The following is a 19,348-nucleotide window of genomic DNA, read 5'->3' as shown; positions in this document are numbered from 1 at the left end:
CATTTAAAAATAGTTTTACTTTAAATGTTTACTAATGGCTACAGTCGTTTATTACTAAAAAATGGATAATCGCAATCGGAAACAGTCATTTTTACTAAAAAATAGAGCGTCGCAGTTCGGAAATGATAATTTATTACTAAAAAATAGAGTGTCGCAATCGGAAACAGTCATTTATTACTAAAAAATAGAGCGTCGCAGTTCGGAAATGATGATTTATCACTAAAAAATAGAGTGTCGCAATCGGAAACAGTCATTTTTACTAAAAAATAGAGCGTCGCAGTTCGGAAATGATAATTTATTACTAAAAAATAGAGTGTCGCAATCAGAAACAGTCGTTTTTACTAAAAAATAGATAATCGTTAATTACAAATTGCCTTATTAAAACTAAACATTATGCTAAAAAACATAGTTCCTTTTATTGTTATTTTTTTCTTACTAGAGTTTTACATTTATAATGCCATTAGAACACTTTACTCTAGCCCTTGGCTTAAAATCACCTACTGGCTTATCACTATTTCATTATATGGTTGGCTACTTTTTGAAATACTAACCTTTGATGCTTCCGCTAGAAATAATAAAAAAGTGTTTATTATCTCTAGTATTCTTATGATTTTTATACTTCCAAAGCTACTCCTACTCGCTTTTATTTTATTTGATGATATTATAAGAGTTCTACAATTTGGGACTAAACGCATTTTGTCCAAATCCGCTTTCTATCCAGAAAGAAGAAACTTCATTACCTTAATCGGTATGGGCGCAGCAGCTTTGTTTTCAGCCTCTGTGATTGACGGGATTATTTTCGGAAAATACCGCCATACTTTAAGACAAGTAAGACTGAAACTAAAAAATCTACCGAAAGAATTTAAAGGTTACAAAATCATTCAAATTTCTGATGTCCATAGTGGTAGTTTTAGTCAGCCCGAAAAATTGCAAAAAGCCATTGAACTCATCAATTCTCAAAATCCAGATTTGGTTCTATTTACAGGAGATATGGTGAATAATTATGCAGAAGAATTTTTACCTTTCGTTGATTTATTTTCTAAAATTAAAGCCAAAGACGGTAAATATTCTGTACTCGGAAACCACGACTACGGAGATTATGGACAATGGAACTCCAAAGAAGAAAAAGCCCAAAATATCCCCAAACTCATAGAACTACAACACAAAGCTGGTTTCAAAATGTTAAGAAATGAACACCATACCATCAATAAAAATGGAGCTTCTCTGTACCTTATCGGCGTGGAAAACTGGGGAGAATTGCCTTTTCCTCAACTCGGAGATTTAGACTTAGCGACTAAAGGCATTCCCGAAGAAGCCACTAAAATACTTATGAGCCACGACCCTACCCACTTTGACCACATAGTAAAACATCACCCCAAAGATATACAGCTCACACTTTCTGGACACACCCACGGAATGCAGTTCGGAATTGATTTAAAAAACATCAAGTGGTCTCCCGTAAAATACCGCTATCCTAAATGGGCAGACCTCTACGAAAGCAATGGGAAATATCTCTATGTAAACAGAGGTTTTGGAGTATTAGGATTTTCTGGAAGAGTGGGCATCAATCCAGAAATCACCCTATTTGTCTTAGAATAAGAAAAGGGGCAATATCGCGGCTATCTATTTTTTAGTGATAAGATACCGTTTCCAGTTGCGACTATCCGTCTTTTAGTAGTAAAGTCAATAACATTAAAACAAAACCATTTTTAAAATGCACGACGAGGCAGTATTTAAAAATTATACCTTATTTTTGTGAGAAATTTTTTACTTTTTGGAAATCAATTATGTTTAAATTCATTAAGAAAATACTGTTTTTAGCTGTACTGATAAATATACTAATGCTAATTAGTGGGCGGTTTTTCAATCCCATCATTACCATTACACAGGTAGAAGGATTGATAAAATACCACAAACTAGATAGAGATTATATTGCATTTTCTGAAATGGGCAACCATGTAAAAAAAGCCGTTATAGCCTCCGAAGACCAAAATTTTTACACCCACAACGGCTTTGATTTTAAAGCTATTGAAAGGGCTATGAAACACAACGAAAAAGGCAAAAGCATACAAGGAGGCAGCACCATTTCTCAACAAACTGCCAAAAACATCTTCTTATGGAATGGCAGAAGTTGGATAAGAAAAGGGCTAGAGGCTGTCTATACCTTTATTATTGAAAAGATTTGGTCTAAAGATATTATTCTAGAAAGATACCTTAACTCTATAGAAATGGGACAGGGCGTTTTTGGGGTAGAAGCGGCATCGCAATACTATTTTAACAAACCAGCTAAAGACCTCACCAAAAGCGAAGCCGCTTGGATAGCTGCCGTATTGCCTAACCCAAAGAAGTACGACCCTAAAAACCCCACGCCTTATCTCAACAGAAAGCATAAGTGGATTATGAGACAAATGAACTTTATCTCTTTAAAATAGTTTTTATGAATATATTTAGTAATCGTCCTATAGAATCACTAGAATCTCTCATTACAAAATATTTTAAATTTCAGAACGAAACCTCTGCACTAGAACCTTTGTCTGAAATATTCGAAGCTACTAAAAAGGAAGGCTTCAGCCATTTATTAGATATACTCACCCAAAATGAAGATTTAAAGCATAATTTTGCTCATTATCTAAAAAATATTTTCCGAGGAAAACGAATGGTTCTGGCTCTTACAGAGGCTAATATTTTATCCGAAAATTCTTTCTTTGCAGAGTTTAAAAAGAGAGTAATTGCGAAAGTACTCCCAGCAGTAGAAGATGAAGACACAGTTTCTTTCGTCATAGAAAAAATATTACTTAGCTCTAAAACCAATTTTGATTTTCTGCTTAACCTCTCCAAAGAAGAAAAAAATACTTTTCTACAAATTATGGGGTTTGAGAGCCTTTTTGCACAAAAGGTCGTTCAAGAAGATTTATTTTTATCCATCAACATTTTAGCCTGGAGAGCCATAGGAAATGCCCTAGATGTAGAAGTACTTAAAATGGCTCCAGAATATAAAAATTTTGACAACCCTTTTATTGCCCTACAAAATGAAATTGACCGCCTACTAGAGTTATTTCAAGAAACTTCAGAAGTTAAAATTTCTACTAAAAACGAACATTATAAACAAGCTAAAGTTTACCTTAACCAATGTTTAGATTTCATTAAAATAGCATTTAAAAACACCTCTAAATACGGGCTATCTAGCAAGACCAACCAGTCTTTAATGAAAATTAGACAACAGCTGGTAAGAATTTCTGAAATATTACCGCTACTGGTTACAGAGGATAAGACCGCTCATCTTGAACAGTCTAAAACTTTAGTAGAAAACATTCTAAGGTACAAATCTCACAGAAACAATTTCAGCGAACTATTTGCGGATAGCACCTTACAACTTTCTCACCTCATTACTACTCATACCGCACAGGCAGGAACTCATTATATCGCTTTCAATTATAAGCAGTATATGGATATGTTTAAAAAAGCGGCCGGAGGTGGTATCATCGTAGGATTTTTATGTGTACTAAAGATGCTTTATAGCTACAGTAATGGTAGTGAATTTACCCACGCATTTTTGTACTCGTTCAACTATGCTATGGGCTTTGTACTCATCTATCTCTTGCACTACACTTTGGCGACTAAACAACCTGCTATGACAGCAGCTACTATGGCGAAAGTATTATCCGAAGATAAAAACACTTCTAAAAACTACACTGATTTTGCAGATTTAGTATCAAAATTATTCAGAACACAATTTATTGCATTTGTAGGCAATGTATTGCTTGCCTTCCCAGTAGCTCTACTTATTATCTATGGATTGGATATTATCTTCCAACAAAACCTTGCCGCAGATAAAGCTAATAAACTTTTGAGGGACTTAAACCCTGTAGAATCCAAGGCTATACTACACGCTAGTATAGCTGGGGTATTTTTATTTATTTCAGGGATTATATCTGGAAATATCAGCAACAACTCTAGGTTTTACCAAATTCCTCAACGAATAATTAAAAATCCTTACCTTAACAAAGCCTTTGGAGCAAAGGCTGCCCGAAGCATTTCTGCATTTTATTCTAAAAACTGGGCGGGTGTTGTTTCTAACTTTTGGTTCGGAGTATTCTTAGGTGCCACAGCTCCTATTGGTAACTTTTTAGGATTAGATTTGGATATTAGGCACATTACCTTTGCCGCTGGCAACCTCGCTTTAGCCATATACGGAAAAGGGTTCGATATTGATATGGGAACTTTTTGGATTAGTTTCATTACAGTATTTCTAATCGGATTTTTCAACTTTATCGTAAGTTTTGGGCTATCAATGTCGTTAGCGTTCCGTTCTAGAAAGGTTAAATTTGGAGAAGTAGGGTTAATCTACAGAGAAATTTTTAACACCTTTGTTAAAAATCCAGCTAAATTTTTCATTCCATTACCTTCTGGTGTAAATACCAATGCTGAAAAAATGGTAGTAGAACTAGAAAAAGAGGGGAAAAACTAAACAAAATAGACCTCCTCTACTACATTTTCACCTGCTACTTCTTTAAATTTTTGAATAAAAAAAGTTTTCCTCATTCTAAAATCATTTTTTAGCAATGGGGATTTTACTTTTATGGTTAAAATTTTGTCCAAAAGATTAACATCTCCTATTTCTTCAAAAAGTTCATCGTCCAAATAATCTTCTAAAAAATCTTTGATTTGGAAAGCTAATAGCTTCTCTTCAAACCCAAATTTCTTCGCAAAAATTTTAACCAAATCCGAAGACTGATAAGCCCTTTTTTTCTTATTCTTCATTAAATAATGTGCTAGTTTTTAACTGATAATTTAGATTGCACTTCTTTACAATTACTTTCTATGGTATTGCAAATTTCGGTTACCGTTACAGAAGTCTTATTTTCAGAAAAAGCTTCTCCGTAAAGGTTAGCCAGCTTATTTATAGTTAAAAAAGAAGTACTAATAACCACCATAATAGGAATGGCTAAAAACTCAAATCCACTTTGCTCTCCACCCAAATCTATATCTCCTATAAACAAAGGAATCAAAATCACATAAAAACTCACAATAATCTTAGTGAAAGCACTATAAATCATTAAAAAAGGAGTATTTTTTATCCTTTCTGCCTTACCTTGTATATCGTAAAAACGATTGATATGTTGCATCAAATCGCTTTTTTCAATGTTTGCAGTATTCTTAAAGTCTTCTTCTATCTCTTTAGAAATACTTACCAACAATTCATTAGAAATTTTATGTTCCTCGTTGATATTATACCTCTCTAATAACACCTTTGATTTTTCATCAAAGATAGGTTTAGGATTATTATGAATTTCATTTTTAAACTGTTGTATATAAGCGATAGTCAATTGAATAAGGTCATATATTTTAGCGTTTTTTTCTAGAGTAGCCAAGTTGATATTCTCATCATTACTGTAATAAGCATAGATTTTAGCTACAAAACTCCTAGAATTATTGGTAAGTTCCCCAAATATCTTTCTCGCTTCCCACCAACGGTCGTATGCGGAATTCATTCTAAATCCCAAGAAAAATGCAATCGCAAGACCAAATACAGAGCCTATTTGCCCCGATATTTTATAAATATGGTCTCCAAAAAGCTCTTCTAGACCTAACACAAGCATGGCATACAGCGTTGTGTAAATAAGATATGGTAACGCTATTTTAAATAGTTGTAATAATCCCTGTTTTTCTGTTTTAATCATATTATGTTAAAAGAATATCCAAAAATAGTGTTTTTTATATAAAAAAATCCCTGCTACAATTCTATAACAGGGATTTTAGTTTTTATTTAGTTCTACAAATCTTTCAGTAGCTCTTCTACTGCTCGTTTAAGCTGATTATCCTCACCTTGATTGGCTTTTTCTTGATCCAAATAAACTTCTATATCTGGCTGAAGTTCAAAGTTTTCTAAATAAGTACCATCTTCTTTTTCATAGCCTACCGCAGGAATTCCAAAGATTAATGTTGGGTCTTGCAATGTAACCCAATTAACCGAAGTCATTGTACCAGGAACCGGTGCACCTACCAATTTACCTAACTTTAAATGCTTATAAACCCACGGCGTACCATGTGCATTAGAATAATCGGCTTCGTTAATTACCATAATAGATGGTTTCGTCCAACGGCGACTAGGCATTACCCCATACTTCTTCCCTTGAACCTTCTGAATAAGGTATTTTTTAGCACTAAAGAAAACCTCTATATCCTCGTGCAAACGCCCTCCTCCATTATTTCTAATATCTATTACGATACCTTCTTTATTATTATATTTCCCTAAAACATCAGAATACACCTCACGGAAACTATCATCTCCCATAGAACGAATATGCACATAGCCTAACCTTCCGCCAGACCATTTTTCTACATCTGCGGCTCTTTGCTTAATCCATCTTTGATAAAGGATTTCGTTCCATCTCCACGCATTTATCCCTTTTATTTCTTCGTCCCAGCGTGTTCCATCTTTAGGATTATAAAGAGAAATTAAAATCTTCTTTCCTGCTTTACCTTCCAAATACTGATAATAATCTACTTTAGGTGTAATAGCTTCTCCATCTATTTTTTCAATAATATGCCCTTGTTTCGCTTTAGAACGATAATTATCGAACGGACTATTTACAGGTATTTCTTCTATCAAAAGTCCATTATCCTTTGGGGTAACAAACACACCTAATTCTGCTGTTGCCGCTTGATATGATGCTGAAGGACGGTATTTAGACCCTGTATGTGATACATTAAGCTCTCCTAAAAGTTCACTAAGCATTTCCGAAAAATCGTAGTTGTTATTGATGTATGGAAGGTATTTTCGGTATTGTTCTGTGAGTTTTTCCCAATTAACGCCGTGTATATCTTTAACATAGAAACGCTCTTTGAGTTCTCTTTTTACCATATCAAACATAAATTCTCTTTCCTTAGTTAAATCCAGCTTCATATCCGCTGAAAAACTAAGGTCTTTTATCTTTTCTGATGGCAATTCTAAAAGTTTGGCTTTTTGTCCGCTTAGTAAAAAGATTTTCTTACCATCTTTACTTGCCTCTAAATAAGCCGACGAACCATTGAGTTTAGACAATAGCTTTGTTGACCTTTCTCTTAAATCGTGTACCCACAAATCAAACCCTTTTTCAAAAGAAGCTAGATAATAGAGTTTCTTTCCGTCCTTACTGATAATAGCATCGCCAAGCTCCGAAGAATTTGGTGTAAGCCTTACCACTCGTTCGGATAGATTCTCCCATTCTATATTGATGTCTTTAGATTTCTTATCTTTCTTAGGCGTTTCCTTTTTATCGTCTTTGTTGTCTTTAGCATCTTCCGCTTCGGATTTTTTTTCCTTCTTTTCAGCCTCAGTTAAAAGTTCGTATTCCTCTTTGTTCATACGATATTTATCGTAGGCTTCTCTATTAAGAAACACTATCATTTGGTCGCTCATAGACCCCCAAGAAGCGTGATTACGCATTCCGTAGCGTTCAGATTTCCAAATAATAGCATTACCATCTAACGCCCAATGAGGATTGGTATCAAAATAACCAGAGTCTGTAATATTCACAATCTCCTTACCACCTTCTGTACTTATGATACCTATATCGGAATAAGGCACCCTATCCCTCGCAATATACTGTACCACAAGCCATTTACCATCAGGCGACCATTCGTAATTGATGTATCCATTTCTCTCTGTTTGATACTTAGGATCTGTAATTTTTCTGATTTTTTTAGTTTCAAAATTGTAAATAGCAATATGTGTTCGGTTCTGGACAAAAGCTACCTCTTTACCGTCAGGCGAATATTGAGGATACATTTTCTCCGAATTATCACTAGGAATGAGCTTTTCCTCAGTAATTAGAGTTGCATTAGAAAAGTTAGGGTCTTCTTTTCTTTGAATACTTGCCTTGTATAAATCCCAATAGCCATCTCTATAACTAGCGTAAACAAGACTTCTCCCATCTGCTGAAAAACTTACACCTTGCTCTGCTGCTGCTGTTTTGGTAATTTGTTTGGTTGTATTATAGTCGGTAGAACTTACAAAAACTTCACCTCTAATTACCATAGCTATCTGTTTACCGTCTGGAGAAACTGAAGATGAAGTCGCCCCTGAACTGAACGCCATAAATTTACTCTGCTGATTAGAAACATCACTAATGATATTTACATTTACCTTCTGAGGTTTGCCCATTGGTTTAGATAAGTAGATTTCACCATCATAACTGTAAGCTATAGAGCCGTTATTCGCTACAGATAAATAACGTACTGGAAAATCTTTATGAAAAGTAACCTGTTCTATCTTAGAAGGCTGTGCAACAGAGGTTTTAAACACATTAAAATTACCCGCTCTTTCACTAAGGAAATATAAAGCCTTCCCGTCTGAACTCAATACAGGATTTCGGTCTTCTCCCTTCCAATTGATAATTTGAGTGTGCTTTTTAGACTTAAAATCGTATCTCCATATATCTCTCGTAACTGAAGAGGTATGATGCTTACGCCACTGATTTTCATTACCTTTAATGTTTTCATAATACATAGCCTCCCCATTAGAAGTCAAGCTAATAGACTTAGTAGAAGAATTAAAAATTCGTTCTGGTTGTCCTCCATCAATAGAAATTTGATATAACTGTATAGAAGCTGATGGAAAAATAACATTCTGAGGACTATTTTGAAGGTTAGCCGAATAAATAATGTATTTCCCATCTTTGGAGAAAGCTAATGGCAATGCCGTCTGAGAATGAAAGGTTACTTGCTTGGCTTCTCCACCTTGTGAAGGCATAATAAAAACTCGTTGAAACCCATTTTCTCTATCACTACTAAACGCAATAAATTTCCCATCAGGAGACCATACAGGGTCTGAATCGTAAGCTGGATGTGTAGTAAGCCTTGCTGCAGAACCACCCTCCGAAGATACTGTATAAATGTCTCCCATATAGGTAAACGCAATTTTTTTTCCATCAGGAGAAATAGCTGTATTCCTCAGCCATAAGGGCGAATTATTCCCCAAAGCACTAGCCCAAACCAGTAGCAATAGTAAAGCAAAATTTAACTTTCTCATCGTTTTTTATAATAAATTCTTGGTTAATCAGTAGAAAGTGAACCCTCACTAAAGACCTCACTCCCCAAAAATACAAAAAATATATAAATAGGCTTTCCTCTTAAAATCAATGGAAAAACAAAAGACTGCCTCAAAAGACAGTCTTTAAAATTGAATAAATCTTTAAATTTATTTTACTGGTTTAATAGAAATGGCATATCCTCCACTTCTTGCCATTTTAACAGGAATTTTAGACTTGCTAGTTACCACCTTTTTGTAAATATGATACGATTGTGGATTATTAACATAATCAGCATCTTTACCATCTTCGTAGATAGTTGCTTCATATTTTTTACCTTTATCAAGGAATGAGAAATCTACCACAAAATCTCTAGCATTTTCGTCTGTAATACCGCCTACAAACCATTCTTCTTTTCCTTTAGCCTTTCTAGCAGTATGAATGTAATCTCCCGGTTCTGCAGCTAGGATTTTAGTATCGTCCCAATCCACAGCAACATCTTTGATAAACTGGAAGGCATCTAAATGTTTCTCGTAGTTTTCTGGTAAATCTGCAGCCATTTGTAGAGGCGAATACATCACAACATAAAGCCCTAATTGTTTTGCTAAAGTGGTTTTAACAAATCTAGTATCGTTAGGGAAATAATAGTTCATTTTAGTTTGGAAAATACCTGGCGTATAGTCCATTGGACCACCCATAAATCTCGTAAACGGCAATATGGTCTGGTGTTCTGGTGGGTTACCTCCAAAAACTTCGTATTCAGTACCTCTAGCAGCTTCAGCAGCTACCCAGTTAGGATAAGTTCTATTAAGTCCAGAAGGTCTTACAGACTCGTGAGAGTTAACCATAATTTTGTAATCTGCTGCTTTTTCTGCGATACGGTTGTAGTGGTTAATCATCCATTGACTGTAATGATGTTCTCCTCTAGGAATAATATTCCCCACATAACCACTTTTAACAGCTGTATATCCGTATTTATTCATCAGTTTAAATGCCTCATCTGCCCATCTTTCGTAGTTAGTTGCTGCCCCCGATGTTTCGTGATGCATCATTAGACGAATTCCTTTTTTATGAGCATAATCGTTAAGCATTTTTATATCAAAATCAGGATATGGTGTAACGAAATCAAAAACAAATTCCTTTGATTTACCAAACCAATCTTCCCAACCAATGTTCCAACCTTCAATTAAAAGTGCATCAAAACCGTGTTTAGAAGCAAAGTCTATATAGCTTTTTACCTTTTCGTTATTAGCTGCATGCTTTCCGTTAGGCGTTAGCTTAGTAAAATCGGTTTCTCCTATTTTTACATTGTCTGCCGTAGAGTACGCCCACTGAGATTTACCTATAATCATTTCCCACCATACGCCCATGTATTTAGTCGGTTTAATCCAAGAAGTATCCTTGTACTTGGTAGGCTCATTAAGGTTGAATAACATTTTAGAAGCTAAAACTTCCTCTGCTTTTGGTGATGCAATAATGGCTCTCCAAGGTGTAACCGCAGAAGTTTGAACATAACCTTTTGCTCCTTGTGCATCAGGTGTAAGATGAATTGTAAATTTGTAATCTTTAGCACTTACATCTAGGTTAGACGCAGGATAATCTATCACAGCAGCTTCTGCCAAGTTAATATAGAGCGGCTTCTTACCTTCTCTTTTAAGCATTAACGGTGTCTGAACTCCGTTTTTGATAGGACTTTGCGAAACATTGTCTTCCACAGCAGCAGCCCATTTTGCTGGTATTTCGGAAACATTACTCGTCTGATAAACATACTCTTGCGTATCATAATCTCCAGCCAACCACCACGCCTTCATATCCGTAGGGAAATCAAACTCGGTAAGCTCTTCTTTTATGATAAAATAGTTGAGATTTTCTTGTTGTGGAAATTCATAACGGAAACCTAAACCATCATTAAAAAGCCTGAATTTAACAACGATATTTTTATTCTGTTCCTTTTGATTTAAAGTAATCGCAAGTTCATTATAATGATTTTTATAGAACTTTTTTTCACCTAGAACAGGTTGCCATTCTTCATTTTTAGAATCTCTTTTTTCATCTACCTTTACAAAGCCTGAACTTAAGTTTAAGCTCTCTTGATTGCTGATGTCTTTATAGTTATAAGTTGATTTCTTAAAAACTTCAAAGCCTAATTTTGACGGTTCTAATACAGGATTACCTTCATAACTAAGGCTATAATACGGAATCCCATTCTCTAGTTTGAAATTCATTTCAAATTTGCCATCAGGCGATTTTAGGCTCTGTGCAGACAAGACTCCGAAAGAAAGTCCTAAGAATGCTATGGCGATATTTCTTTTCTTCATAACTGATATTTATATATAGTTGAATTAAACGGCAAAAGTGTTGTTTTAGGCAACACTTTTGCTATATTTAGGTTATAATTACACTAGTAACCAGGGTTTTGAATCAAGTTAGTATTAGCTATTATATCCTTTGCAGGAATTGGATAAAGGTTTCTAGTATCACTTACTGCAGTACCGCCTTTAACACCTCCTTTCCAAGGCCATAGATAAGCACCAGAAGTAAATTTACCGAAACGAATTAAATCGGTTCTTCTTGTACCTTCCCAAGCCAACTCTCTAGCTCTTTCATCTAAAATGAAGTCTAAAGTCAATTGTGATGCAGTAATATTTCCATTAGTATTGCCATAAGCTCTTTCTCTAATTTTATTTACATAAGTAAGAGCTTTGCTAAGGTCTCCAGAACCTCCTCTCAATACAGCTTCCGCATACATAAGATAAGCATCTGCTAAACGGAATAGAGGGAAATCTGTATCTGTAAAGTTTCCTGAAACATCAGAACCTGCTTTACCTGCTCTATCTATATTTTTAAACTTAATGAATGCATAACCATCTGTAAATGATGCTATATCGTTAATTTCATAATTCTGTCCATTAGTAAAGAATCTACCTCTTTTATCTATATCTCCTAAAGCATTAGGGAATTTTTCCACTAAATTTTTAGTAGTTCTAAGTCCCCACCAACCACCGTTGATACCAAAATCAGAAGCTTTCATATTTCCTCCTACAGCAGCGTGAACTAAGAAAGTTGTCCCACCCCAAGTACGAGTACTGATACCATCATAGTTGATAGAAAATACCACCTCATTATTATCCAAATGGTTATCTGCTAAGAAAAGCTCTTCATAATTTCCTTTTAAGCTATACCCTGCTGTTGCTACCTTTTCTGCATAATCAGCTGCTTCTGTATATCTTTTTTCTCCTGTATAAACTTCTGCATTAAGATAAAGTTTAGCAAGTAGCATCCATACAGCAGCTTTATCTGCTCTTCCGTATTCGTTAGCTCTTGGCGCTTTTAATAATCCCTCTAAGTCTTTTAATTCTTTTTCTACATATTGGAATAAAGCTTTCCTTTCTATTCTCGCAGGAGGTGTTAAACCTATTTCTGTGTTTTCATTTACAAAAGGAACATTACCAAATAAGTCTATAGCGTGTGCATAACTCAATGCTCTTAAAAAACGAGCTTCATTTCTGAAAAGTCTAGCTTCTTCAGCTTGAGCTCCAGTAATACCACGAGAAGATAGTTTATCGTCAGAAGTTTCTCTAATAAATTCACTGGTAAGTGTTACTTGATATATAACACGGTAATACATTGCTGTAATAAACTGGTTATCAGAACCCCACTTCATTGTGTTCATTTCTGGTAAATTGGCATCTCCCCAACCTATCACTGCTTCATCAGTAGGTAATTCTTGTAGCTGGAAATACTGTCTTAAATAGTTAGACATACCTCCATCAATACCTTTTACATCGGGTTTACCATCACCTCCTTCTTGTCCACCTATTGCTAACCCAGCATAACATTTCGCTAAGACATTTTTGTAATTAGCAAAATCTGAGTAAACGCTTACGGAAGTAACATCACTACTATGCACTTGATCCAAATCTCTTTCGCACGAAGTAAGAGAGAAATTGAATGCTAAAGCAGCCATCCCTATTTTTAAATATTTTAAGTTCATTATTTTAAATTTTTAACTTGTATAACTTTTAATTAAAACTGAAGATTGAAACCTAATGAATACACACGAGGTCTTTGGTAGAAGTTATTATCAATACCATTGAAAACTTCTGGATCTACCCCACTATATTTAGTAATCACAAAAACATTGTTTACAGAAGCATTCACTCTCAATCTTGCATTCCCTATAAATTGAGGGAAATTATAACCTATGTTGATATTATCCATTCTTAGGAATGAAGCATTTTCTACATAATAGTCTGAAAAATATTGAGCCTTAGTAAACCCTGTATTAAGATAGTCTCTAGTCACATTTTGTAGATAGCCATTAGTTCCTATGTTTTGTAGATTTCCGTATCTAGCGTTAGCATTATTATAAACATAGTTACCTAAACTAGCTCTAAGAGCAAATCCCATATCCCAATTTTTATAAGTCATTCTAGATGTAAATGCAAACAAGGCTTTTGGCATAGACGACTTATGTTCGTACATATCTTGCTCGTTTATAATACCATCTCCATTTCTATCTACATATTCGCCTTCTATTGGTCTCCCGCTAGCGTCATATTTCTGCTGATAAACATAGAAAGAATTTGGTCTATAACCTACAGAATGTGTTTGTATCAAACCACCTGTAATACCTGATATACCACCAACAAGCACTCTTTGACCTGCTCCTTCATTAGCTGCTAAATTGGTAATTTTAGCATCTTGGAATGTTGCATTAGCGGAAATATCCCAAGAGAAATTTTCGTTTTGAATAGCCTTCCACAATGCACCAATTTCAAGCCCTTTAGATTCCATATTTCCTATGTTTGATAAAAGTAAATTGGTAAAATTAGCACCTCCTGGGGTTGGAGCCTCACTTAGTAAATCTACTGTATATCTCTTGTAAGCATCTACATTAAATAGTAATCTATCTTTTAAGATACCAAAGTCTAATCCTATATTGGTAGTTCTTGTAGTTTCCCATCTGATATTTGGGTCATAGCCTTCTGGACGATAAAGAGTGTAAGGTACACCTCCAAAAAGATAATTAGCTCCAGAGTTAGAGATACTATATACTGCCAAATAAGGATAATCACCTGAAATATCTTGTTGACCAGTTACTCCCCAACCCCCTCTCAGTTTAAAAGTAGAGATTGTAGTGTTACCTTTAAGGAAGCTTTCTTGATCAATTCTCCACGCTAATGATACAGATGGAAAATAGCCCCATCTATTATTACTATTAAACCTAGAAGAACCATCTCTACGCACAGAAGCCGTTAGTAAGTATCTATTTTTGAATGTATAGTTTAATCTAGTATAGTAAGAGAGTAATAAGTTTTGCGTAAAGAAATCCACACCACTTGCAGGATCATTAGTTCCATCTCCATAGATTGTAGGTGCAAAAGGTTTAGTTTCATTCCATTTTTGGTAAGAATACCCCGCCATTACATCAATATCAGACTCTATAGAAGGTAGTTTTTTAGAATAGTTTAGATAAAATTCTAAAAGCCTATTTTTCTTTTCTTGCTCATAGTTTCTATTTGTTCCTTTTTGGAAGTATGATGAAGCTAATGTAGGTAAAGTAGTAACTGTTCCGTTGGAATTAGATAGGTCTAGACCTAAATTTAAGTTAGCTCTTAGCTCTGGTAAGAAATGGAATTTATAATCAAATTGAACATTCCCCAAGAGTCTTTTTACATAAGAAACATCTCTTCTTTGGTAAAGCATAGAAAGAGGGTTTCTGGTTGCATTTTGGTTAGGTATTCCATTATCCATCCATTCCCAATAACCGCCCATCGCTTGATTAGAAGCATCGTAAATATTTTGTGTTGGATCAAAAGACGCAGCTGCATTGATAGCTTCTCCATCAGTAAACCTATTTTCTACATAAGTCCCTTTTAAGTTAAAATTAATATCCAAATGATTATTAAATAATTTTGGATTTAAGTTTAAACCTGCAGTGCTTCTTTCTATATTATTAGTTCTAATAATACCATCTTGGTTAAGGTATCCTAAAGATAGTCTAAATGGTACTTTACCAATTCCTCCAGATAGCGTTAAATTATTATCAAAACCTGTCGCTAATTGATAAAAGGCTTCTTGCCAATTGGTACTTGCATTACCTAATTTAGAAATATAATCCGCTGATGCTTTATCTTTTACTAAAGTTCTGAATTCGTTAGCATCCATCATATTCACCGTTCCAAATCTCTGAGAAACAGATGTTGTGGAATTATAGCCTACTCTAAATTTTCCTCTAGTTCCCTTCTTAGTGGTAATGATGATAACCCCATTAGAAGCTCTATTACCATAGATAGCCGCTGCAGAAGCATCTTTAAGAATGTTAAAAGATTCTATATCGTTAGGGTTAATAAGGGCTAATGGGTTAGCGGCTCCATCAATTCCTTTGGTATCTAATGGCATTCCGTCTATAACGATAAGTGGGTCATTAGATGCATTAAGAGACGCTCCACTTCTTACTCTAATTGTAGAGCCACTACCAGGAGCACCACCATTAGTTGTAATCTGTACACCTGCCGCTTTACCTTGAATAAGCTGTTCTGGCGAAGACAACATACCATCATTAAAATCTTTAGAAGAAATTGCCGTTACAGAACCTGTAAGATCTGATTTTTTCTTCTTTCCGTAACCTATAAGCACTACCTCATCTATACTTTTGGTTTTGGTAGAATCTACCTTTTGTGCTTGTAGCATCGCTCCCGCTAGTAGAAAAGCTGGAGCAATCTTTAATACTGAATAGTTTTTCATTGTATTTTATTAAAAATCAATAGTTATAAATTTAATATTTATTCAACTCAATAAAATCGAGGGGGCTAAATTACAATATATTTATGAAATAATTAACTACTCTGAGTAATATCATAAAGTACAGAATAACAAATCAAATTTCATCTTTCGAACACAGAAAAAGCAGATTTTATTTATAACTCTAAGATAGTACAAAAAAGAAATAATCTTCTGTTTATATCGAAAAAAAACTTAATTTTGGTCCTCTAAATTTTAGAATAAGAAACGGAAATGAAAAATTTATCAGGTCTAGGGGTTGCTTTAGTAACTCCTTTTAACGAAGATTTATCTATCGATTTTGATGCTCTTACAAAGCTCATAGAATACAACATAGCTAACGGAACAGATTTTTTCGTAGTTCTTGGTACAACTGCAGAAACAGCTACTCTCTCCAAAGAAGAAAAAGAAGCTGTTATACAACACATTGTTAAAGTTAACAATAAAAGACTTCCTTTAGTTCTAGGTATTGGTGGCAACAATACTTTAGCCGTAAAAAAAGAAATCGAACAAACTAATCTTGATGATTTTGAGGCTATTTTATCAGTTTCTCCTTACTATAATAAACCTAACCAAGAAGGGCTTTATCAGCACTATAAGGCTTTGGCAGAAACAGGTAAAAACATCATTATTTATAATGTACCAGGGAGAACAGGACAAAATATAGAAGCTGAAACTACACTACGATTGGCTAAGGAGTTTCCTAACCTATTTATGATAAAAGAAGCTGCTCCTAACCTTACGCAGTACTTTGATATTTTAAGAAAAAAGCCTACAAATTTCTCGCTAATGTCTGGTGATGACGAGTACACTCTTCCTGTAACACTCGCTGGAGGTGATGGAGTAATCTCAGTAATTGGACAAGCCTACCCTAAAGAATTTTCTGAGATGATAAAACTCGCAAAAAATGACAAAGTAAAAGAGGCTTATGCCATCCATAATCAACTGGTGGAAATCACACGCCTTATTTTTGCTGAGGGTAATCCTGTTGGTATCAAAGCTGTTTTAGCACATAAAGGCATCATTAAAAATCACCTTAGATTACCTTTAGTTAAAGCTTCAGAAAGTCTACAACAAAAAATAAATTCAGAGGTTGACAGACTAAACTCTGTTTTTAAATAATTGATAGAATATCAAATAATCTAACTAGAGCTATCCTCTTTAGGGTAGCTTTTATACCATTAAAAACTCTATAATGCCTATAGATACTATTTTTGAAAGCGACCTCTGTAAGTGGATTGATGTTACAGCTCCTACTAAAGAAGATTTAGACTCCCTGCATCATCAGTTTCATATCAATAAGTTACACTTAGATGATACTGTAGACCCGAGTCATCTTCCTAAATTTGAAGAAGTAGAAGGCGTAAAATTTTTCTTAACTAGAGAAAATGTAGAACTTCAAAGAAAAAACTTAAATGGCATCAATGATGTAAGTACTAAATTAGGCATATTTATCATAGAAAAAATAATTATCACTATACATAGAACTGATAATAAGAGTATTCTAGAAATTAAAGAAGACCTTAACAAAAATCCTGATAAATACAAGAAATATTCTCCAGATAAGTTAGCTCTAATCTTAGGACTCAAGATAATGAAATCCTTTGATGACGAAAGTAAAAAACTTATAGAGATTATTGACAAGTTAGAGACTGAGATTTTTATGCAAAATAGCCCTCAGCTCAACCCTATAAAAAAACTCTACAAAATTAAAAGAAAGGCAGGGCTTAATGCTAGAGTACTTAACATGTCTTCAGATTGGATAGGTGCTTTTAAGAAACTTAATCTAAAAGACATTGAAATAGCAGACCTTGTAGATAAACAAAAAGATGTGATGTCCGATTTTGACCATATTAGTGCTCAGATTACCAACCTCATTTCGGTCTACATTGCCTTATCTGACCAAAAAGCCAACCAAGTAATGAAGCTATTAGCAATGTACTCGGTCTATTTTTTACCAATTACCTTTATCGCTGGACTTTACGGAATGAACTTTGAATTTATGCCAGAGCTTCATCATAAATATGGTTATTTTGCAACTTTAGGTGTAATGCTAAGCATTATTATAGCCACATTCATTTATTTTAAAAAGAAAAAGTTTTAGAATTCTATCTCCCACACAAAAAAATCTTTTATTTTTGTGTCTATGAACTCTCTTACAGAAGAAAATTACCTAAAGGCTTTATTTCATCTAAAGACTGATAACAACGAGGTTACAGTAAACGAACTCAGCAAATTTTTGAACATTAAAATGCCGAGTGTTAATAGTATGATGAAAAAATTCGCTCAAAAGAACTGGGTGATTACCGAAAGTTACAAACCCATTATCCTTACCGAAATTGGACAAAAAGAAGCAGCGTTAGTGATTAGAAAACATAGGCTTACAGAGATGTTTTTGGTAGAAAAAATGGGCTTCGGTTGGGAAAATGTGCACAAAATAGCCGAGGAGCTAGAACATATACACTCCGAAGAGTTTTTTGATAAAATGGACGAGTTGCTTAATTACCCTAAGGTAGATCCTCACGGAGAACCTATCCCCGACAAAGAGGGCAATATTATTGAACAAAATCTAAAGAAACTCAGCGAATGTACCGAAGGCTCTAAGGTAACACTAGCCGCTGTAACTGTAGATACCAAAGATTTCCTTAGCTTTTTGAATGATAAACAACTCAATTTAGGAAGCCAACTTGCAGTAAACAAAAAAGAAAAATTTGACGCTTCTATGATGGTTACTATAAACGGTATTTCCCACTCTTTCAGCAAGGTAGTTTGTGATGCTCTTTTAGTAAAGCTAGATTAAAACTCAGCTAAAAGTAGCTCTTTTAATTTCATCATACCTTCCGTTGCCGAAGTAGCAAAGCAAGTAGCCTTTTTTGTATAATGCTCGGGAATTTGAGGGTCAATGAGAAACAACTCACAATGTTGTGGAATATAATGCACCAAAGATGCCGCAGGATAAACCTGTAATGAAGTACCTATCACTAAAAATAAATCTGCCGAAGTTGCTAGGTTTATAGCCTTTTCCATTTCAGGCACAGCCTCACCAAACCATACAATATGAGGTCTAAGTTGAACGCCTTTTTCATTGTTGTCTCCTAGATTAAGGTCGGTTTCCCAATTTATAATCTCGCTTTCAGAGTTTATAGGTCTCGCCTTTTTAAGCTCTCCGTGAAGGTGAATAATATGAGAAGATCCGGCTCTTTCGTGCAAATCATCTACATTTTGAGTAATAACAATTACCTCATAGTACTTTTCTAATTCTGCTAAAATGCTATGAGCCAAATTTGGTTTAATCTCTGCTAATTGCCTTCTTCTAAGATTATAAAAATCTAAAACCAATTGCGGATTTCTTTCAAACCCTTCTGGGCTCGCCACGTCTTCTATACGGTGGTTTTCCCACAGCCCATTAGAATCTCTAAATGTTTTAATGCCACTTTCAGCAGAAATACCCGCCCCAGAAAGTACTACTAATCTTTTTTTCATGAGATAATTTTTATAGTGAAATTACTATTTCTCTAAACACAAACTATAAAAAAAACAGTTTAATTTAT

The 19,348-nt window shown here is 34.6% G+C and carries 13 protein-coding genes; 6 read left to right on the top strand and 7 right to left on the bottom strand.

Translation table 11 applies throughout. The features are described from left to right. Positions 1–393 precede the first annotated feature (393 nt). The 3 genes from D1J36_RS08235 to D1J36_RS08225 all read left to right on the top strand — a co-directional run bounded on the left by D1J36_RS08235 (position 394) and on the right by D1J36_RS08225 (position 4,468). Positions 394–1,599, top strand: coding sequence for a metallophosphoesterase (locus tag D1J36_RS08235; RefSeq protein ID WP_154138183.1), 1,206 nt, complete (start codon positions 394–396; stop codon positions 1,597–1,599). Between the two features lie 188 nt (positions 1,600–1,787). Beyond that, positions 1,788–2,432, top strand: coding sequence for a monofunctional biosynthetic peptidoglycan transglycosylase (gene mtgA, locus D1J36_RS08230; protein WP_154138182.1), 645 nt, complete (start codon positions 1,788–1,790; stop codon positions 2,430–2,432). A 5-nt stretch (positions 2,433–2,437) separates the two neighbouring features. Beyond that, positions 2,438–4,468 carry a recombinase gene (locus D1J36_RS08225; protein WP_154138181.1) on the top strand — a complete coding sequence of 677 codons (2,031 nt, stop codon included), beginning with the start codon at positions 2,438–2,440 and terminating at the stop codon, positions 4,466–4,468. On the opposite strand, the gene D1J36_RS08220 is transcribed toward D1J36_RS08225, so the two are convergent. From D1J36_RS08220 to D1J36_RS08195, 6 genes are all read right to left on the bottom strand, one after another. Next, positions 4,465–4,761, bottom strand: a complete 297-nt coding sequence (locus D1J36_RS08220; RefSeq protein WP_154138180.1) for a hypothetical protein — start codon at positions 4,759–4,761, stop codon at positions 4,465–4,467. The two genes, D1J36_RS08225 and D1J36_RS08220, sit on opposite strands and share 4 nt — an antisense overlap. Positions 4,762–4,772: 11 nt before the next feature. Further along, entirely contained in the window at positions 4,773–5,681 is a 909-nt protein-coding gene (locus tag D1J36_RS08215; protein WP_154138179.1) for a bestrophin family ion channel, read from the bottom strand. Positions 5,682–5,773: 92 nt separating this feature from the next. Next, positions 5,774–9,013, bottom strand: a complete 3,240-nt coding sequence (locus tag D1J36_RS08210; protein WP_154138178.1) for a S41 family peptidase — start codon at positions 9,011–9,013, stop codon at positions 5,774–5,776. Positions 9,014–9,181: 168 nt separating this feature from the next. Next, entirely contained in the window at positions 9,182–11,329 is a 2,148-nt protein-coding gene (locus D1J36_RS08205) for a glycoside hydrolase family 97 protein (RefSeq protein WP_154138177.1), read from the bottom strand. Positions 11,330–11,412: 83 nt separating this feature from the next. Continuing rightward, on the bottom strand, positions 11,413–13,005 hold the full coding sequence (locus tag D1J36_RS08200; RefSeq protein WP_154138176.1) for a RagB/SusD family nutrient uptake outer membrane protein: 1,593 nt from the start codon (positions 13,003–13,005) through the stop codon (positions 11,413–11,415). 32 nt (positions 13,006–13,037) lie between these two features. Continuing rightward, a complete protein-coding gene (locus tag D1J36_RS08195) occupies positions 13,038–15,761 on the bottom strand; it encodes a SusC/RagA family TonB-linked outer membrane protein (protein ID WP_154138175.1) in 2,724 nt (907 codons plus the stop codon). Between the two features lie 270 nt (positions 15,762–16,031). Here D1J36_RS08195 and dapA point away from each other — a divergent pair, with 270 nt between their 5' ends. The 3 genes from dapA to D1J36_RS08180 all read left to right on the top strand — a co-directional run bounded on the left by dapA (position 16,032) and on the right by D1J36_RS08180 (position 18,597). Then, on the top strand, positions 16,032–16,919 hold the full coding sequence (gene dapA, locus D1J36_RS08190; protein ID WP_154138174.1) for a 4-hydroxy-tetrahydrodipicolinate synthase: 888 nt from the start codon (positions 16,032–16,034) through the stop codon (positions 16,917–16,919). Between the two features lie 73 nt (positions 16,920–16,992). Further along, positions 16,993–17,901, top strand: a complete 909-nt coding sequence (locus D1J36_RS08185; RefSeq protein WP_064964578.1) for a magnesium transporter CorA family protein — start codon at positions 16,993–16,995, stop codon at positions 17,899–17,901. A gap of 42 nt (positions 17,902–17,943) precedes the next feature. Then, positions 17,944–18,597 carry a metal-dependent transcriptional regulator gene (locus D1J36_RS08180; RefSeq protein ID WP_154138173.1) on the top strand — a complete coding sequence of 218 codons (654 nt, stop codon included), beginning with the start codon at positions 17,944–17,946 and terminating at the stop codon, positions 18,595–18,597. Here the strand turns inward: D1J36_RS08180 and D1J36_RS08175 are convergent. Then, positions 18,594–19,280 (bottom strand): SIR2 family NAD-dependent protein deacylase, encoded by a 687-nt coding sequence (locus D1J36_RS08175; RefSeq protein ID WP_154138172.1) that lies wholly within the window; start codon positions 19,278–19,280, stop codon positions 18,594–18,596. The genes D1J36_RS08180 and D1J36_RS08175 overlap by 4 nt on opposite strands. Between the last annotated feature and the right edge of the window lie 68 nt (positions 19,281–19,348).

The sequence above is a fragment of the Riemerella anatipestifer genome (genome assembly GCF_009670965.2).
Classification (GTDB): Bacteria; Bacteroidota; Bacteroidia; order Flavobacteriales; family Weeksellaceae; genus Riemerella; species Riemerella anatipestifer_B.
Note: the sequence above shows the minus strand (reverse complement) of the source record. Positions and strands in the feature narration are given on the sequence as shown.